Origin of the sequence: Marinobacter shengliensis (assembly GCF_003007715.1) — a bacterium.
GTDB classification, from domain to species: Bacteria; Pseudomonadota; Gammaproteobacteria; order Pseudomonadales; family Oleiphilaceae; genus Marinobacter; species Marinobacter shengliensis.
This window is the reverse complement of sequence record NZ_PXNO01000027.1, coordinates 1,003,530-1,020,838: the sequence shown is the minus strand read 5'-3', so window position 1 is coordinate 1,020,838 and position 17,309 is coordinate 1,003,530. Positions and strand designations below refer to the sequence as shown.

Sequence of the window (17,309 nt, the reverse complement as noted above, 5' to 3'; positions counted from 1 at the left end):
CTGATCGAGGTTATTGCATGACTGGCACTGCCGAAAAAATCAATCTCCTGGGGATGCCCAAAGCCAAGCTTGAGGCGTTCTTTGAGACCCTGGGCGAAAAGCGCTTCCGGGCGCAGCAGGTGCTGCAGTGGATCCATCAGCGAGGCGTTGATGACTTCGATCAAATGACCAATATGAGCCGCGTACTGCGTGAACGGCTCAAGGAAATCGCCGAAGTTCGTGGTCCGGAGGTGGTTTATGACGAAACCTCCAAAGATGGCACCCGAAAGTGGGTGATGCGCATGGATAACGGCAACAGTGTTGAAACCGTACTGATTCCGGACGGCGAGAGGGGCACCCTGTGCGTGTCTTCGCAGATTGGCTGCAGCCTTGACTGCACGTTCTGTTCCACCGGCAAGCGTGGCTTCAACCGCAACCTCACGGCTGCCGAGATTATCGGTCAGGTCTGGGTTGCCCGAAGAGCCTTCATGCCCTTTGATCCCACTGATCGCCCGATCACCAACGTGGTGATGATGGGCATGGGTGAGCCACTGCTCAACTTTGACAATGTCGTCGATGCCATGAACCTGATGATGGAAGATCTGGCCTATGGAATCTCCAAACGGCGGGTGACCCTGAGTACGTCTGGCGTGGTGCCTGCCCTGGACCGGTTGGGTGAGGTTACCGATGTTTCACTGGCCATCTCGCTCCACGCACCCAATGATGAGCTGCGCAACACGCTGGTTCCATTGAATAAAAAGTATCCCATAGCGGAACTTCTGGCGGCGACACGGCGGTATCTGGCTCGGTTGCCGGATAAACGTAAGGCCACCATTGAATATACGGTTATTGAAGGCGTTAATGATAAACCGGAACATGCGCGGGAGCTGGTGGCCCTGTTGAAAGGCCTGCCTTGCAAGATTAACCTGATCCCGTTCAACCCGTTCCCGGAAAGCGATTTCAAACGGCCCAGCATGAACGCAACGCGGCGATTCCAGACGGTACTCAACGAGGGCGGATACGTAACCACCATTCGTACCACCCGTGGTGATGATATAGACGCTGCCTGTGGGCAATTGGTCGGGCGGGTGGAGGACCGAACTCGCAGGAGCCAGAGATACATTGCAGTACAGCAGGTAAATCCCTGATTTAACAACGCGGAAGCGACTAAGGTAAGGTGTTTCGTGAAAGGAAAAGCACAAGGCTCGCATCTGTTTACAACGGCTGTTCTATTGTTCGGTCTTGTTCTCTCCGGTTGTGTGACCACAACCGACAGTCGCTTTTCCCGGGAAGCGGACCGCGACAAAGCGGTCAGTAACTACGTACAGCTGGCCACGGCCTATATCGGTCAGGGCAATCTTGATCGTGCTCGCCACCACCTTGAACGTGCCCTGGAACTCTCTCCGAATAGTTCTGAAGCCCTTGCTGCCATGGGTTTGGTCTATAACGCTGAGGGCGAGCCGGAACTGGCCGAGCGTAACTTCAAACGCGCCATCAGTCAGGATTCCAGTTACTCCCGGGCGCGGGTTTACTACGGTGCTTTTCTATATAGTAACGGACGGTTTTCCGAAGCCCGGGATCAGTTCAGTGTTGCTTCACGAGACACCGGTTACCGGGAACGCGGAGCGGTATTCTATAATCTGGGCATGACCGAGGAGCGGCTTGGCAACCTGGACGCCGCTGAGGGAGCCTATCGTCGAGCCGTGGAGTTGACCCGTGGTGAAGCAAGAACCTTGCTTTCCCTGTCCAGGGTGTTGGTTGAGAAAGGAGATTTTACCGAGGCCTCGCGTTATTACAGCCGTCTCCAAACCATGATTCAGCGCAATACCCGCTTGTCACACTCGGCTGAGAGCCTGTATACGGGTATTCGGATAGCGCGGCATTTTAATGATCGTGATCAGGAAGTGAGCCTGGCGATGTTGCTCCGAAATGATTACTCAGATTCTCTGGAATACCAACAATACAGGGTGTTGATTGCCAATGACCGGTGACGTGGAGCCAGATCAGGTGACGGCGGAGCCTGTCGGGAAGCAGCTTCGGCAAGGGCGGGAGCGTCTCGGATTGAGCGTCTCAGCCATTGCTGATGAACAGCATCTCCGGCCGTCTGTGATTCAGGCTATAGAAAACGGCGATTACAGCAAAATAGACAGTGAGCTTTTCCTAAAAGGGTATGTGCGTGCCTATGCCCGCCAGGTGGGGCTGGACGCAGACGCGGTTATTGCCGACCTGAATCGGGAGCTGGAGCCGGCTCGCCAGCAAAGGGAACAGGAACACCAGGCAAGCCCCCTGGTTTCCATTGAACGCAAGAAACGCCGCAAGCGTCAGGTTGCAAAAGTGCTCTTGGCGCTGTTGGTCGTCGCGTTGGTGGCCTACCTGATCGCAGGATATCTTGCGGAGCAGGGAGAGGACGGCGAGGCAGCTCCAGAGGCGGAAACCCCGGCCGAGACAGTGACGCCGGAACAGGGCCCGGCGGCCGATGGTCAGGACGTGCAGCCGGTGACCGAGCCGAATGACGAGTTCGGCGCTGCGGAACAGCCGTTACCTGAAGAAGGCTCGACGGTTCTGGAAAGTGAACGTGTACCCCCGGCAGAGCCGCTGGAGCCTGAACCCATCGGTGCGGAGCTGGATGAGCTTCCGGCTGATCGGGTGCCCGCTGTCACCCAGTCGACAGAGCCTGCCTTGCAGGAGGAGCAGCTGCTTGCTCCCGCGGCGACAACCGAGGCCAGGCTGCAGATTGCCTTTTCAGGAGATTGCTGGGTACAGGTGACAGACGCCGGCGGTAGCCGGTTGGTCAGCGGCTTGCGACGTAGCGGAGAGCAACTGGATGTGACCGGAGATGCACCGTTGACTGTGGTTATTGGTGCTGTGAGCGCCGTTGAGTCCATTCGATTCCAGGGTGAAGCCCTGAATATTGGTGATTTTCGCGTAGTGAACAACCGGTCGGAGTTCACGCTCGAACTTTGATCCGAACGCCCGAATAACTGTTGGTTCCAGCAAATGAAACACGAATCCCCGATCAAAAGACGTAAATCCCGCCAGATCATGGTGGGCAATGTGCCGGTTGGCGGCGATGCACCGATTGCGGTTCAGAGCATGACCAACACAAACACCTGTGATGTAGAGGCGACTGTTGGCCAGATTGCAGCGTTGCAGGAGGCCGGCGCCGATATCGTCCGTGTTTCAGTACCCTCCATGGAGGCCGCTGAAGCGTTCGGACAGATTCGCAAGCGTGTATCTCTGCCGCTCGTTGCCGATATTCACTTCGATTACAAAATTGCCCTGCGAGTGGCCGAGCTTGGTGTTGACTGTTTGCGCATCAACCCCGGTAACATTGGTCGGGACGATCGCGTCAACGCCGTCATCAGCGCGGCTCGGGACGGCAATATCCCGATCCGTATTGGCGTGAATGCCGGGTCTCTTGAAAAGAGCCTGCAGCGTAAATACGGTGAGCCTACCGCAGAGGCCCTGGTAGAGTCTGCCATGCGGCACATCGATATTCTGGATAAACACGATTTCCAGGATTTCAAAGTTAGCCTGAAGGCGTCAGAGGTATTTATGACCGTTGATGCCTACCGGAAGATTGCCTCCCAGATTGTACAGCCTTTGCACCTGGGTATTACCGAGGCCGGTGGCTTTCGTTCGGGCACAGTGAAATCCTCTATCGGCCTTGGCATGTTGCTGATGGACGGTATTGGCGACACCATTCGGGTATCACTGGCCGCAGACCCCGTGCAGGAAATCAAGGTTGGCTTCGATATTCTCAAGAGCCTGCGTTTGCGCAGCCGTGGTATCAACTTCATCGCTTGCCCCAGCTGTTCCAGGCAGAACTTTGATGTGATCCAGACCATGAATGATCTGGAGGCTCGCCTGGAAGACGTCAATACCTCCCTGGACGTTGCCATTATTGGCTGCATAGTGAACGGTCCTGGAGAAGCCAAGGTGGCGGACCTCGGGTTGACGGGCGGTACGCCAAAAAACCTTCTGTATCTGGACGGAAAGCCAAATCAGAAGTTGGACAATGCGACGTTGACGGACGACCTGGAGCGAATCATCCGGGAAAAAGTTGCAGAGCGGCAGCAGCAGGAAGAATCCGTGATTGCCCGGTCTGCGGACTGAGCCGTCCAATTCGACATCATTCATTAAAGTATCAGGGTTTTAACTTGGCTAAGATTCAGGCAATCCGCGGAATGAACGATATTCTGCCGGAGCAGACCCCCGTCTGGCAGTATGTAGAGTCAACGGTACGTCAGGTACTTGGGCAATACGGATACCAGGAAATCCGCATGCCGGTGGTTGAACAGACCGAACTGTTCAAGCGCTCAATTGGTGAAGTCACTGACATCGTCGAAAAAGAAATGTACACCTTTGACGACAGGAATGGCGACAGCCTGACCCTTCGCCCGGAAGGCACAGCCGGTTGCGTCAGGGCAGCCGAAGAGCATGGCCTGCTGTTCAACCAGACCCGCCGGCTTTGGTATACCGGCCCGATGTTCCGCCACGAACGCCCCCAGAAAGGCCGCTACCGCCAGTTCCACCAGATTGGCGTGGAGTGTTTTGGCATGGATGGTCCGGATATAGACGCCGAGTTGCTGATACTCACGGCGCGGCTGTGGCAGGTCCTTGGTCTTGCCGGGCATACGCGCCTTGAGATTAACTCCATTGGCACCAGTGAAGCCCGGAAAGTCTACCGCCAGGCTCTGGTTGATTATCTGGACCAGTACCGGGATCAGCTGGATGACGACAGTAAGCGCCGGTTGACCACGAATCCGTTACGGATTCTGGACAGCAAGGATGCCGGAACCCGGAAAATCCTGGATGGGGCGCCAAGCCTGGACGATTACCTGGATGACGAATCCCGGGCCCACTTTGAGCAATTGAAGGGGCTGTTGGACGCCGCCGGCGTGAAATACAGCGTAAACCCGGCCCTCGTTCGGGGTCTGGATTATTATGGCAAAACCGTTTTCGAGTGGATTACCGACAGTCTCGGTGCACAAGGCACCGTGTGTGCTGGTGGCCGTTACGATGGCCTGGTAGAGCAGTTGGGTGGCAAACCAACGAAGGCGGTGGGCTTTGCTATGGGGCTGGAGCGACTGATCCTGTTGCTCGAAACCCTGGAATTGGTGCCTGATTACGTTAACAACCATGCCGACGTATACGTAACCGCCGTGGGCGACAAGGTTATTGCCCCGGCAATGGCGATTGCGGAAGAACTTCGCAGCGCGTTGCCCGGTCGTGTGGTTGTCACTCACTGTGGCGGCGGCAGCTTCAAGAGCCAGATGAAGAAGGCGGACCGCAGCGGCGCCCGCTACGCGGTCATCCTGGGGGAGAATGAGCTGGCCAGTGGCAATGTTGGCCTGAAGCCCTTGCGCGACGATGAGCCGCAGCAGGACATTGCCCGCAGTGAACTGGCCCAGGCGCTCGCCAGCCGGCTTGCACAATGAATTTCACAAGAACAGCAACATTATTGATGAACAGGAGTTTACATGGCTGAGTTGCGCACCGAAGAGGAACAGATCCAGGCGATCAAGGACTGGTGGAAGAAGAACGGCAGTTCTCTGCTGATTGGTATCGGTGCTGCGCTGGCCATCGTATTCGGCTGGCAGGCCTGGCAGAACCACCAGGCTCAGCAGCGTGCGGAAGCGGCTAACCAGTTTGCCACTCTGCTCAATGCCTTTGCCGATGAATCCGACGAGAATGCCAGCGAAACCGTCGCATTTGTTGCCGAGACCCTTCGAAACGACTATGGCAAGAGCGCCTACGCCATCTATGGCAACCTGGTACTGGCTCGCCAACAGATGATGGTGGACGGTAACGCTGAGGCCGCCATTGACTCATTGAACTGGGCCCTGGACAAGGCAGCGGATTACCCGGCCCTGAGCCTGGTTGTGCGTAACCGACTGGCCCGGGCACAGTTTGCTGCTGAGCGGTACGATGACGCCCTGGCAACCCTGGATGGTGCGGCCAATGCCGACGCCTTTGCTGGTGTGTTCTCAGAATTGCGTGGGGACATCCTGCTCGCACAAGGTGACACCGACGGCGCCCGCGATGCCTACATCACGGCACGGGAGCAAAACCAACAGGGCCGCAGCGGTATTCTGGAACTTAAGCTCTCTGACCTTGGTGTTGGGGAGGGGGCCTGATGCGGGTAACTCGCAACAGGTTCGTTCGTTTTTCTCTGGCATCCTTGGTGGTGCTGCTCGTGGGCTGCAGCACCAAGGATACCTTTGAACAGCCGGTGCCGGTTCCTGAAATTGATGCCAGTGTTGAGTTCAAGCGTATCTGGACCATGTCAGTCGGTAAGGGGCATGATGACCAGTTTTTGCACCTGGCACCGTTGTACGCCGGCGACGTGATCTATGCAGCCTCTGCCGATGGCCTGCTGGTGGCGGTGGAGCCCGGGAATGGCAAGGCGCTCTGGCAGCGGCGGTCGAAAGACCGGATATTTGCCGGCTTCGGTGGCGACGGTAACCAGTTGTATTACATCACCCGCGATGCCGAACTGGTTGCCTTGTCACGGGAAACCAGCGAGGAGTTATGGCGGGCCTCATTACCGACCGAAGGTCTTGCTGCGCCCCAGTCCAATGGCTCTCTGGTGGTTGCGCAAACCACCGATGGCCGCGTTATCGGTTTCGATGCTGCTAATGGCGAACGCCTCTGGCAATACGACGGCCAGGTACCGGTGCTGTCCATGCGGACGGCGGCGGCTCCTTTGGTGGGCGGCGATATTGTGATTGCTTCTTTCGCCAACGGCCGTGTTATAGCGCTCACCGCGGATGCTGGCCAGCCGGTCTGGCAATACGAGGTCGGGCAACCACAGGGCCGTACAGAACTGGAGCGGCTGGTGGATATCGGTGGCCAGCCGTTGGTCCTGGAATCGGCCATTATGGTGGCCGGGTACCAGGGCAAACTGGCGCTGGTTGATATTCGCTCCGGGCAGGAAATCTGGAGCCGCCGTGCTTCAAGTTTCTACTCGCCAAGTATCGGTGGTGGCAGCATCTTCCTGGCGGCGGCGAACGGCGACATTATTGCCTATCGGGGCAGCGACCGCCGTGAACTCTGGGTTCAGGACCGATTGTCCTGGCGCCAGGTCACCCGGCCGGTGGCCAGTGGTGACTACGTGGTCACCGGGGATTACGAGGGCTACCTGCACGCACTGTCCCGGGAGGATGGCGCTTTGCAGGGCCAGCTGAAGTTCGACAGTGACGGTATCCGCGTACCGGTTCAGGTGATTGAAGATGGTAACCTGCTGGTTTACGGCAACGGTGGGCGAATGGCGGTCTATAGCCTGAAACCAAAAAAGTAACACCGTTCACATGATCAGCCCGGCATGAGTCGGGCTTTTGACCTTTTTATATAGCAGAACATTATGACCCCAGTTATTGCCCTGGTAGGACGCCCGAACGTGGGTAAGTCCACTCTTTTCAATCAGATGACCCGTTCCCGCGACGCGCTGGTGGCGGATTTTCCGGGTTTGACCCGTGACCGGAAATACGGAGAGGGTCAGTACGAGGGGCAGAAGTTCATTGTCATCGATACCGGTGGTTTGACCGGTGACGAGGTGGGGCTGGACGCAGAGATGGCCCGGCAGTCCATGCAGGCCGTTGAGGAAGCCGATATCGTCCTGTTTCTGGTCGACGGCAGGGCAGGGCTGACAGCCGGTGATGAGATGATTGCAGATCACCTGCGCCGCTCTGGCAAGCAGGCGCATCTGGTGGTGAACAAGACCGATGGCCAGGACCCGGATGTTGCCTCCGCCGATTTTTACTCCCTGGGTTTTGAGTCCACCTTCCCGATTGCGGCTGCCCATAACCGGGGGATCCGCTCGCTACTGGAAGTTCTGCTGCCTGAGCCGGTGGACGTTGAAGAGCAGGACCGGGCTGATCGGTACCCGGGTATTCGAATTGGAGTGGTCGGTCGCCCGAACGTAGGCAAATCGACTCTGGTCAACCGGATGCTGGGTGAGGAACGAGTCGTTGTCTACGATATGCCCGGCACCACACGGGACAGCGTGTATATCCCCTACGAGCGGCACGGCCACCAGTACACGCTCATTGATACCGCAGGTGTGCGGCGCCGGAAGAACGTGAAAGAAGTGGTGGAGAAGTTCTCTATCATCAAAACCCTTCAGGCCATAGACGACGCCCATGTGGTTATTCTGGTGATTGATGCCCGGGAAGGGCTCGTTGACCAGGATATGCACCTGATCGGCTTTGTTCTGGATGCGGGCCGCTCCCTGGTGATTGCCATTAACAAATGGGATGGCATGGATCCGGAAGACCGCGAAAAGGTGAAAGAGCAGGTGGGGCGCCGCCTGGACTTCCTGGACTACGCCGACAAGTATTATATCTCGGCTTTGCACGGTACCGGTGTTGGCACCATGTACGAGTCTGTGCAGGCCTGTTATGAGTCCGCAATGGCCAAATGGCCAACCAATCGCTTGACCGCCATCCTGCAGGATGCCGTGGCCCAGCATCAGCCCCCCATGGTTCATGGTCGTCGTATCAAGCTGCGCTATGCCCACCAGGGTGGTTCTAACCCGCCGGTGGTGGTGGTGCATGGCAATCAGGTGGATTCGTTGCCCGGTGCTTATAAACGGTACCTGGAAAATACCTTCCGCAAGGTGCTGAAGGTGGTGGGCTCGCCCATCCGGTTTGAGTTCCGGTCTGGTGAAAACCCCTTCGCCACCAAGGTGGACCGCCTGACGCCGCGCCAGAAAGTGAAGAAAGACAACGACATCAAGAAGGGGCGCCGTGTGCGCAAAACCCGACAGAAGAGCGTCAAGCGCTGATCTGCCGGGCCGCGCCCATTCTGTAACGGGTTGGCGTTACGCCAACCCGGCACTCTCTACCTGGCGGGCCTGAACCGCCGTCAGGGCAATTGTGAAAACAATATCCTCCACCAGCGCCCCACGCGACAGATCGTTTACGGGTTTTCTCAGGCCTTGCAACATCGGGCCAACACTGACCACATTGGCACTTCTCTGAACCGCCTTGTAGGTGGTATTGCCGGTGTTGAGATCCGGGAACACAAATACCGTTGCCTTGCCGGCCACCTTGCTGTCGGGTGCCTTGGCCTTGCCGACACTTTCGATGGCTGCGGCGTCGTACTGCAGTGGGCCGTCTATCAACAGATCAGGGCGGCGTTCCCTGGCAATGCGAGTGGCTTCCCTGACTTTATCCACATCTGCGCCGGTGCCGGATTCCCCGGTGCTGTAGCTGATCATGGCAACCACGGGCTCGATGCCGAAGGCTTCGGCGGACTGGGCGCTCTGGATGGCAATATCTGCCAATTCCTCAGCGTTCGGGTCCGGGTTGATGGCGCAGTCACCGTAAACCAGGACCTGTTGGGGTAGGAGCATGAAGAATACCGATGAAACCACTTTGGCGTGATCGTGGGTTTTGATCAGCTGCAGAGCCGGTCGAACGGTATTGGCGGTGGTGTGAATGGCCCCTGACACCAGACCGTCGGCTTCATCCATGGCAACCATCATGGTGCCCAGTACCACGTTGTCCTCGAGCATGGCTTCCGCCATGTCTTCAGTTAGCCCTTTGTGTTTTCGCAGTTCCACCATGGGCGCGATATAGCGATTACGGACTGACTGGGGGTCAAGTATCTCAAGGTCTTCGGGCAGTTCAACGCCCTGGGAGCTGGCAACCGATTGTATTTCTCGTGGATCACCGATCAGAACACAGCGGGCAAGTTTACGCTGGTGGCAAATGATGGCGGCCTGAACGGTTCTGGGTTCCGCACCTTCAGGCAGCACGATGCGTTTGTTGGCGGCCCGGGAGCGCTCAGACAACTGATATCGAAAAGCCGGAGGCGACAGGCGCCCCTGGCGCTGCACCTTCAGGTGTTCCTGCAACCAGTCGGTATCGATTCGTGTTGCGACAGACTCCATGGCCTGTTCAATCCGGTCGGGGTCATCGATGGGAATGGTGGCCGACAGGTTGGCAAGCATGTGGGCGGTTTCATAGGTATTGGTTGAAGAACTGAGCACCGGCAGCCCTGTTTCGAGTGCCCGCCGACACAGGTCAATTACCCTGTCATCGGGCATCAGGCCACCGGTGAGCATCAATCCGGCGAGCGGCACACCGTTGAGTGCTGCGACGGCTGTGGTCACGATGATGTCTTCCCGGTCGCCGGGGGTGACCAGCAAGGTGCCTGGCTTGAGGATGTCGGTCATGTTCCGGATGGTACGGGCGCACACAGAAACGCGCTGTACCCGCCGGGAGTGCATCTGGCCGCCATGGAGCACCGGTACCGCGAGCTCGCGGGCCACGTCGGAAACACGGGGTGCCAGCAAGTGCGGTTGCCAGGGGATTTCACCCAACAGGCGAAAGCGCCCGGTGTTGAATACCGAGCAGGCGGTCTGATAATCGATGTCCTCATGCTGGTGATCGGGGTGCTGGTCCAGGGCAATGCCAGTTTTTTCCGGGGCACCAACCTTGTTCAGGATAACGCCGATCACGTCAGGGTCCGACGGGGCGGTAAAAATCCGGGCGGAGAAATCCAGTTCGTCGTCCAGTTCGGAAGCCGTGCAGGTTCTCGGGGTGCTGACGAGGATAACTTCGGAATTCAGGTTTCGAGCCACTTCCACATTCAGCCGGGCAATGTAGGCCTCGCTTCGGTCTGGCACTAGTCCCTCGATAATGACAACATCGAAGTCTTTGGCGACCTTCTGGTACTCCCCGACAATGGTTTCCAGCAGCAAGTCCGCCTTGCCGTGGTTCAGTAACTGTTGGGCTTGCTTGAGGGGCAGAGGGTCGGGTGTCTGCACGTGACTGCGGGAGCGGACGAACTCTACCGAGGAGTCCTTGCCTTCGTTGTGCCGGGCCTCACCGTGATGCACCGATTGACTGAAAGGCTTGTAAAAACCGACGCTTACTCCTTCCCGTTCCAGGGCCCTCAGCAGGCCCAGGCATACGGAAGTGAGGCCCGAATCAAGGGAAGTCGGGGCAATAAACAGACTCTTAGCCATAATGGTTCCTGGTTACGTCCTTGAATGTCAGTTTAGGTTAGCGAGCCGGCTGGCTTCTCTGGCAATCACCAGTTCCTCATTGGTTGGGATGACCAGTACCGGAAAACGGGAGTCCGCGTCACCAATATGGCCTTCACTGTACTGGCCGTGATGGTTGTTCAGGTCCGGATCGAGAGCAATGCCCAGTAATTTCAGGTGTTCGATCGTCTGGGCTCTGACTCTCGCACTGTTCTCTCCAATGCCACCGGTGAACACCAGGGCATCCAGATGGCTCAGGGACACCATCATGGCCCCGAAGTACTTCGCCAGGCGGAAGCAGAATACATCGATGGCCAGTTGTGAAGGTTCGTGGCCATGGTCAGCCAGCTCGCACAGCGAGCGCATATCATTGGTCTGTCCAGACAGCCCGAGTAATCCACTGTCCTGGTTCAAAACCCTATGGGCTTCACTGGCACTGATACCGCGCCCGGCCAGGTAGTCAAACAGCCCCGGGTCGACGTCGCCACTTCGGGTGCCCATCACCAGCCCCTCCAGTGGTGTCAGCCCCATGCTGGTATCTTTGCTGATGCCGTTATCGATGGCAGTAATGCTGCAGCCGTTGCCAAGATGCGCTGAAATGATGGACGTCGTCGCCGGTGTCTTACCCAGGCGGCGCGATGCCTCATGGGCCATAAATTGATGGCTGGTGCCGTGAAACCCATAGCGCCGGATACCCCATTCCCGGTAATAGTGTTCAGGCAGGGCATACAGGAAGGCCCGCTTTGGCAGGCTCTGATGGAAAGCGGTGTCGAAAACCGCCACTTGCGGTACATCCGGAAACAGGCGCTGCATGGCGTTGATGCCGATCAGGTTGACCGGATTGTGAAGTGGCGCCAGTGAGGCACAATCCTCAATGGCCGTTATGGTCTTTTTGTCGATCAGTGCTGCCTCCCGAAAGGCCTCGCCACCATGAACCACCCGATGACCGATGGAGGCAGGCTCTCGGCTCATCAGGTTGCGATCGTAGAAAGCGTTCACCAGGGCCTGCAGGGCGTGGTCGTGGGAAGCGTTTGCGGGTAAGGCCACCGGTACGCTATCGCCGGAAATCTTTGCGATCGAGTCGGGGTTGTTCAACCGTTCAGCCAGTGCAGAGGTTTGTTTCTCGTGGTTGCTGTCGAACAGCGCGAGTTTGATAGAGGAACTGCCGCAGTTCACGACAAGTATTGTTTCGTCCATGCTTGGTGCCGTTTTGATGATTCAGAGATTGGCCCGATGATTGGTTTCCAGCCAGTGGATGAAATCCTGCTCGGGCATCGGGCGACTGTAGAAGTAGCCTTGGGAATAGTCGCAGTTTTCATTCTTGAGGAAGTGGGTTTGCCCCTCTTCTTCGACGCCCTCGGCGATGACTTTCAGTCCTAGACTGTGGGCCATGTTGATGATAGCGCGCACGAGTGAGGCGTCTCCACTTTCGTTCAACACATCCTGAATAAACGACTTGTCGATCTTGAGTGTGTCGAACGGGTACGACTTCAGATAGCTGAGGGCCGAATAGCCGGTTCCGAAGTCGTCAACTGACAGCCGGATGCCGGTCCTGTCCAGTTGCCGAAGGATGTCGGCGGTTTCAATGGTGTTATCAAGAATGAGTCTTTCGGTAATCTCCAGCTCAAGGCATTCCGGTGGCAGCCCGCTGGCGTTGAGGGAGCGCATGACTGCATCGGTAAAGCCGGGGTCCCGGAACTGACGGGGCGACACGTTGACAGCAATCGAAAGGGATTCGAGGCCGGTCATGGCTCGCCAGGCGACAGCGGCTTTGCAGGCCTCCTCGATAACCCATTCACCGATCGGGATGATCAGGCCGGTTTCTTCAGCCAGCGGAATGAAGCGGTCGGGCATGACCATGCCCATGGCCGGATTGTTCCAGCGCAGCAGCGCCTCGGCGCCGATCAATGAGCCGGAAGCGGTGTCCACTATCGGCTGGTAATACAGCTCGAATTCTCCCAGCTCCAGCGCCTTGCGCATGTGCGACTCCATCTGAAGCCGCTCATGGGACACTTCGGTCATTTCCGGCGTGAACTGGGCGTAGGAGCTCTTTCCTTTATGCTTGGCTTGATACATGGCGGCATCTGCATGCTGGAGCAATGTGCCACTGTTATCGGAATCGGTAGGGAAGATGGCGATCCCGATACTGGTTGTCACAAAGACTTCCTGGCCATTGAGCATAAAGGCGGGGGCAAAGGTTTTCAGAATCCTCTCCGCGACCTGGCATGAGGCCTCAGTTCCCGTGAGGCCCGGCAGAATAACCAGAAACTCATCCCCACCCAGGCGGGCAACGGTACTGGTGCCCCTGAGGCAGCTGGAGATACGACGGGCGGCCTCCACCAGCAGGGTATCGCCGGCGTCGTGGCCCAGGGTGTCGTTAATGTGTTTGAAATTGTCGAGGTCCAGGAACATGACCCCCACCTGGGAATTGTCTCGGCGGGCCTGGGCCAGTGCCAGCTTAAGGCGATCCAGGGCCAACATCCGGTTGGGTAGGCCGGTCAGTATGTCGTAATTGGCCTGGCGCAACAGTTGCTGTTCATAGCGCTTACGGATGCTGATGTCTTCACCGAGGATGAGGTAGCCGGTGGTGTCACCGTTATTATCGCGGATAGGGGTGACCACCAGCTGCTCCCAGTAACGCTCACCATTGCGCCGGACGCTGTTGACTTCGCCTTGCCAAACACCAACCCGTTGTACCTGCAGCCGGATGGACTGCCAAAGATGGCGGGCGTCCTGAATGTCCATACTGTTTTCGATCAGGTGCGACGGATGTTTGCCAATGATGTCGTCTATAGTATGGCCGGTAAGTTGACTGAACTTTCGGTTGGCGTACTCGATTCGCCATTGCCGATCACAGATCAGAACCGAAGAGGGGCTTTGATCAATGGCCTTGGAAAACTTCAGAATGTCGGCTGCGTCTCGCTCGCGCCGGGCGACATCCTCATTCAGCCTTTCCCGCATCTGATTGATGGCGTCCGTCACCATGCCCAGTTCGTCCTTGCCATTGGCTGTACTGTCAGGACGGTCCAGCACCAGGGGCCTGGACAGGTTTTTCAGGGATAGATCCTTGGTGTAGTCGGCCATAGCGGTGAGGTGGCGGGTCACAAGGTGCTGGAATATCCACAGTATAAGCACGGAAACAAAAAAGACGATCAGGAACTGTGTGGCCAGAATTACACCGACTTTTCGCTGGAGTTCGCCATACACCCGTTCCAGGTTGGCGGTAATCTCAAGTTCCCCAAGCAGGAATTCATTTCCATCGCGCTGAATGAGTTCGAAACGATGGACAAGGGTATCGGCCTGCCTGGGAATTTCTCCCATGACGAGTTCGGAGTCAGGCTCGATTCGAAGCCGAAGGTGGGTAATATCCGGCAGGCTCAGGATGCCTTCCATCTGGGTTTGCAGCAATTTCTGATCGAGGGCCCAGAGGCTCCGGGCCAGGCTTGAGGCGTAGCCGGATTCAATCACTTCCATCCGTTCTTCGATCAGCGACAGGTCTTTACGGTAATCAGAATAGATCTGCACGCCCGCCGCCAGAAGCGTGAAGGCAGTACTGAACAATAGGATCCATGCCAGGAGCCTGAAAGAAAGCGGAGAGGCTGTGCGAATACGCCTCAATCGGGGCATGAATTCTGGCATGTTGTGAACTTCGCTATCACATTGGATATCAGGCATAAGATGCGCAGAGTAGGTGCTTATCCTGTTATCGACTATAGCAGTAGTTTATGTCGAATGCGCTGCAAATACAGGAAATAACGGAATAATTCGGGCGGTGTTTCGCAGTTTGTGAAATGAAAGAGGTGATAGTTGCCTTTGACACAGATCAATACGGGGTTGGTCGCCCGGGCGTAACCTGAGCTTAATCAAGTTTCAGATAGAGCAGGAGTTAACGCTATGTATATGGATGCAGTGGTTATCGCGGGTATTGCAACCGTGTTGCTGATGGTTGGCTTTTTTGTGGGGGTTGGGATTTTCGTAGTGAAAGACCAGAAAGCCCATGGAGGAAAAGGTCACAAAGGACACCATCGAGGGCAGGGTGGCTAACCGGCAAGAAATCGCCTAACCGATTGAAAAAATTGGCGTCCCCTAGGGGGTTCGAACCCCTGTTGCCGCCGTGAAAGGGCGGAGTCCTAGGCCACTAGACGAAGGGGACGCAACGTTTTCAACAACTTGCCTCGTCGAGGTGGCGCGTATATTAAGTAAGGCCTTTTGCCCTGTCAACGATTTTTTTGAAAAAATTACCCCGCCACGCTGTCCGCCAATGCTGGTTCCAATTCGGCGTATTTGAACCGGAAGCCGTCATGCTGCAATTTCGCCGGAACTGCTTTCTGCCCGGTGAGTAACAGCCCTGCCATCTCACCCAGTGCCAGTTTGAGCACCGGCGCGGGGGCCGGGAATACCGTGGGCCGATGAACAACCTTGCCAAGGGTTTTGGTGAACTCCCGGTTAGTGGCCGGATTGGGGCTTACCATGTTGTAGGCTCCCTTCGCGTAGGGGTTCTCAAGCATCCAGATAAGCCCTGAAACCACATCATCCCTGTGCACCCAAGGCATGTACTGTTGCCCGTTGCCGAGGCGACCGCCAAGGCCAAGCCGGAAAGGCAGGATCATTCTCTGCAGGAAGCCGCCACCTCTGCCAGTCACAATGCCGGTGCGACACAGGCAAACCCTGGTGCCCAGTTCTTCCATAGACAGTGCTGCCTGTTCCCAGTCACGGCACAATTCATGGGTGAACTCCGGATGTGGGTGGGTCTCCTCTGTTACCAGATGATTCCCCTGATTTCCGTAGTAGCCCACAGCAGAACCAGATACCAAAACTTCAGGCGGGCTTTGCCAGCTTCTGCATACATCAACCAAAGTCCGGGTTAGGCCAATACGACTGTCCCGCAGAGCCTGTTTTCGGGACGCCGTCCAACGCTTGTCGGCGATCCCTTCGCCGGCCAGATTGATGACGGCATGGTACCCTTGATGCCCTTCAAGAAGCTTCAGGTCTGATGTCGCTTCTACCCGACCACACAGTGCCCGAACCGTATCTGCCGGTTGTCGACTGAGAACGGTCAGCCCGTACCCTTTGTTGATCAACTCGCGGCAGAGTATGGTGCCGATAAAACCGGTACCACCGGTAATCAGGATTTTTTTCTCCATGGTGATCTCCTCCTGTCGGCTGATGGTTTCAGGAACCGCTATTCTCCAGCTCCTGGAGCACAACATCCCGGATGGCATCGCCCAGCTGAGGGTTCTGGCCGATGGGCGGCGCCAGTTTGATCTGGACACCATGCTGGCTTTCCAGGTCTGCGATCATTGCCGGTACATCTTTGCGCAGGTGCCGGCCTGCTGCCAGGAACAGGGGAACCACGGTAAAGTGCTCGGTACCATCGGCTTTGCCCTGGCTCACGATGGTTTCCAGCGAGGGTTCGGCCAGCTCCATATAGGCGATGGCGGCGTTCTCAACCGACTTGAGTGTTGGTGCTGCCAGTTGTTCAAAGGTTTCACACCAGCGTTGGTCACTGCTGCCGTGGGCCAGCAGAATGATTCGGTGAGGCTGGGTCATGGTTGCTCCTGGGTGGTCAAATGGAATGCTTCGGTCGTAATCAAATAAGATCCTGTACACCCGCTGATTTAAATGTAACAGGGAGTCGGTAAATGTTCGATTGGAAAGAGCTTCTGGATTTCTGGTTTGGAAAATTGGATGAGCATGGGCTGCCGGACGCTGATCACCGAAACCGTTGGTTTCGGTCCGATCGGAAGTTTGACCAGGAAATTCGAAGGCGCTTTCTTTCGCTGGTGCTGTTCGCCTCTGAGCAGGGTTTGGAGCATTGGCGAAATGAAGCGGGAGGCGCATTGGCTGAAATACTGCTGCTCGATCAGTTTACCCGTAACATCTTCCGTGGCGGTGCCCTGGCGTTCGAAAGTGATCGGCTGGCCCGCAATTTGAGCAGGCAGGCAATCGATAGCGGGCAGGATCTTGAGTTGCCGCTCATTCAACGGGCGTTTCTTTATATGCCCATGCAGCATTCTGAGCTCAAGAAGGACCAGGATTTGTCAGTGGCATGTTATGAGCAGTTGGTTGCCAGTGCCGACGGCTTACTCGCCGAATTTTTGGGTAGCTTCCTGCAGTCGGCCGTAGATCACCGGGATATCGTGCTGCAATTCGGCCGCTTCCCCCATCGAAACAAGGCGCTGGGGCGAACATCCACGGAGGCAGAGCAGGACTATCTGGCGGGCGGTCGCCGATTTGGTCAGTAAAACGGAGCGGTTGAGGGTAATCACAAATTTTTAACAAAAATTGTTGACGGCCGAACGCTGATCAGTAGAATACGCAGCCGTTGAGAGGC

15 protein-coding genes and 1 tRNA gene are annotated in these 17,309 nt (G+C 56.8%); 10 read left to right on the top strand and 6 right to left on the bottom strand.

Annotation, left to right across the window (positions count from 1 at the left end; all coding sequences use genetic code 11):
* The first annotated feature begins 17 nt into the window (after window positions 1–17).
* The 8 genes from rlmN (at window position 18) to der (ending at window position 8,767) form a co-directional block, all read left to right on the top strand.
* Window positions 18–1,127, top strand: a complete 1,110-nt coding sequence (gene rlmN, locus C7H10_RS17785; protein ID WP_106695891.1) for a dual-specificity RNA methyltransferase RlmN — start codon at window positions 18–20, stop codon at window positions 1,125–1,127.
* 36 nt (window positions 1,128–1,163) lie between these two features.
* Complete coding sequence (pilW, locus tag C7H10_RS17780) at window positions 1,164–1,970, top strand: type IV pilus biogenesis/stability protein PilW (protein ID WP_244178325.1); 807 nt, start codon at window positions 1,164–1,166, stop codon at window positions 1,968–1,970.
* Window positions 1,960–2,943, top strand: a complete 984-nt coding sequence (locus tag C7H10_RS17775; protein WP_106695890.1) for a RodZ domain-containing protein — start codon at window positions 1,960–1,962, stop codon at window positions 2,941–2,943. The genes pilW and C7H10_RS17775 overlap by 11 nt, the downstream gene beginning before the upstream one ends.
* Window positions 2,944–2,976: 33 nt before the next feature.
* Window positions 2,977–4,095 (top strand): flavodoxin-dependent (E)-4-hydroxy-3-methylbut-2-enyl-diphosphate synthase, encoded by a 1,119-nt coding sequence (gene ispG, locus C7H10_RS17770; RefSeq protein WP_061332158.1) that lies wholly within the window; start codon window positions 2,977–2,979, stop codon window positions 4,093–4,095.
* A 44-nt stretch (window positions 4,096–4,139) separates the two neighbouring features.
* Window positions 4,140–5,420: a histidine--tRNA ligase gene (gene hisS / locus C7H10_RS17765; protein ID WP_106695889.1), complete on the top strand. Its 1,281-nt coding sequence runs from the start codon at window positions 4,140–4,142 to the stop codon at window positions 5,418–5,420.
* A 42-nt stretch (window positions 5,421–5,462) separates the two neighbouring features.
* Complete coding sequence (locus C7H10_RS17760) at window positions 5,463–6,119, top strand: YfgM family protein (RefSeq protein WP_106695888.1); 657 nt, start codon at window positions 5,463–5,465, stop codon at window positions 6,117–6,119.
* Entirely contained in the window at window positions 6,119–7,282 is a 1,164-nt protein-coding gene (gene bamB, locus C7H10_RS17755) for an outer membrane protein assembly factor BamB (RefSeq protein ID WP_061332161.1), read from the top strand. The genes C7H10_RS17760 and bamB overlap by 1 nt, the downstream gene beginning before the upstream one ends.
* A 63-nt stretch (window positions 7,283–7,345) precedes the next feature.
* Window positions 7,346–8,767, top strand: coding sequence for a ribosome biogenesis GTPase Der (gene der, locus C7H10_RS17750; RefSeq protein ID WP_106695887.1), 1,422 nt, complete (start codon window positions 7,346–7,348; stop codon window positions 8,765–8,767).
* 36 nt (window positions 8,768–8,803) lie between these two features.
* Here the strand turns inward: der and pta are convergent, their stop codons facing one another.
* Genes pta through C7H10_RS17735 form a run of 3 tightly spaced genes read right to left on the bottom strand, consistent with a single transcriptional unit; the run spans window position 8,804 to window position 14,614 of the window.
* Window positions 8,804–10,957, bottom strand: a complete 2,154-nt coding sequence (pta, locus tag C7H10_RS17745; RefSeq protein WP_106695886.1) for a phosphate acetyltransferase — start codon at window positions 10,955–10,957, stop codon at window positions 8,804–8,806.
* A gap of 27 nt (window positions 10,958–10,984) precedes the next feature.
* Window positions 10,985–12,172, bottom strand: coding sequence for an acetate/propionate family kinase (locus C7H10_RS17740; protein ID WP_106695885.1), 1,188 nt, complete (start codon window positions 12,170–12,172; stop codon window positions 10,985–10,987).
* A 21-nt stretch (window positions 12,173–12,193) separates the two neighbouring features.
* A complete protein-coding gene (locus C7H10_RS17735) occupies window positions 12,194–14,614 on the bottom strand; it encodes a bifunctional diguanylate cyclase/phosphodiesterase (protein ID WP_106696042.1) in 2,421 nt (806 codons plus the stop codon).
* Window positions 14,615–14,869: 255 nt separating this feature from the next.
* Here C7H10_RS17735 and ccoM point away from each other — a divergent pair, with 255 nt between their 5' ends.
* Complete coding sequence (gene ccoM, locus C7H10_RS19495) at window positions 14,870–15,019, top strand: cytochrome c oxidase subunit CcoM (RefSeq protein WP_167392920.1); 150 nt, start codon at window positions 14,870–14,872, stop codon at window positions 15,017–15,019.
* A gap of 33 nt (window positions 15,020–15,052) precedes the next feature.
* On the opposite strand, the gene C7H10_RS17730 is transcribed toward ccoM, so the two are convergent.
* The 3 genes from C7H10_RS17730 to C7H10_RS17720 form a co-directional block, all read right to left on the bottom strand.
* Window positions 15,053–15,128: transfer RNA gene (locus C7H10_RS17730), tRNA-Glu, on the bottom strand.
* 85 nt (window positions 15,129–15,213) lie between these two features.
* Window positions 15,214–16,119, bottom strand: a complete 906-nt coding sequence (locus tag C7H10_RS17725) for a TIGR01777 family oxidoreductase (RefSeq protein WP_106695884.1) — start codon at window positions 16,117–16,119, stop codon at window positions 15,214–15,216.
* A 28-nt stretch (window positions 16,120–16,147) separates the two neighbouring features.
* Window positions 16,148–16,525 carry a sirohydrochlorin chelatase gene (locus tag C7H10_RS17720; RefSeq protein ID WP_061332166.1) on the bottom strand — a complete coding sequence of 126 codons (378 nt, stop codon included), beginning with the start codon at window positions 16,523–16,525 and terminating at the stop codon, window positions 16,148–16,150.
* A 92-nt stretch (window positions 16,526–16,617) separates the two neighbouring features.
* Here C7H10_RS17720 and C7H10_RS17715 point away from each other — a divergent pair, with 92 nt between their 5' ends.
* Window positions 16,618–17,220: a DUF924 family protein gene (locus C7H10_RS17715; protein WP_106695883.1), complete on the top strand. Its 603-nt coding sequence runs from the start codon at window positions 16,618–16,620 to the stop codon at window positions 17,218–17,220.
* Window positions 17,221–17,309 lie beyond the last annotated feature (89 nt).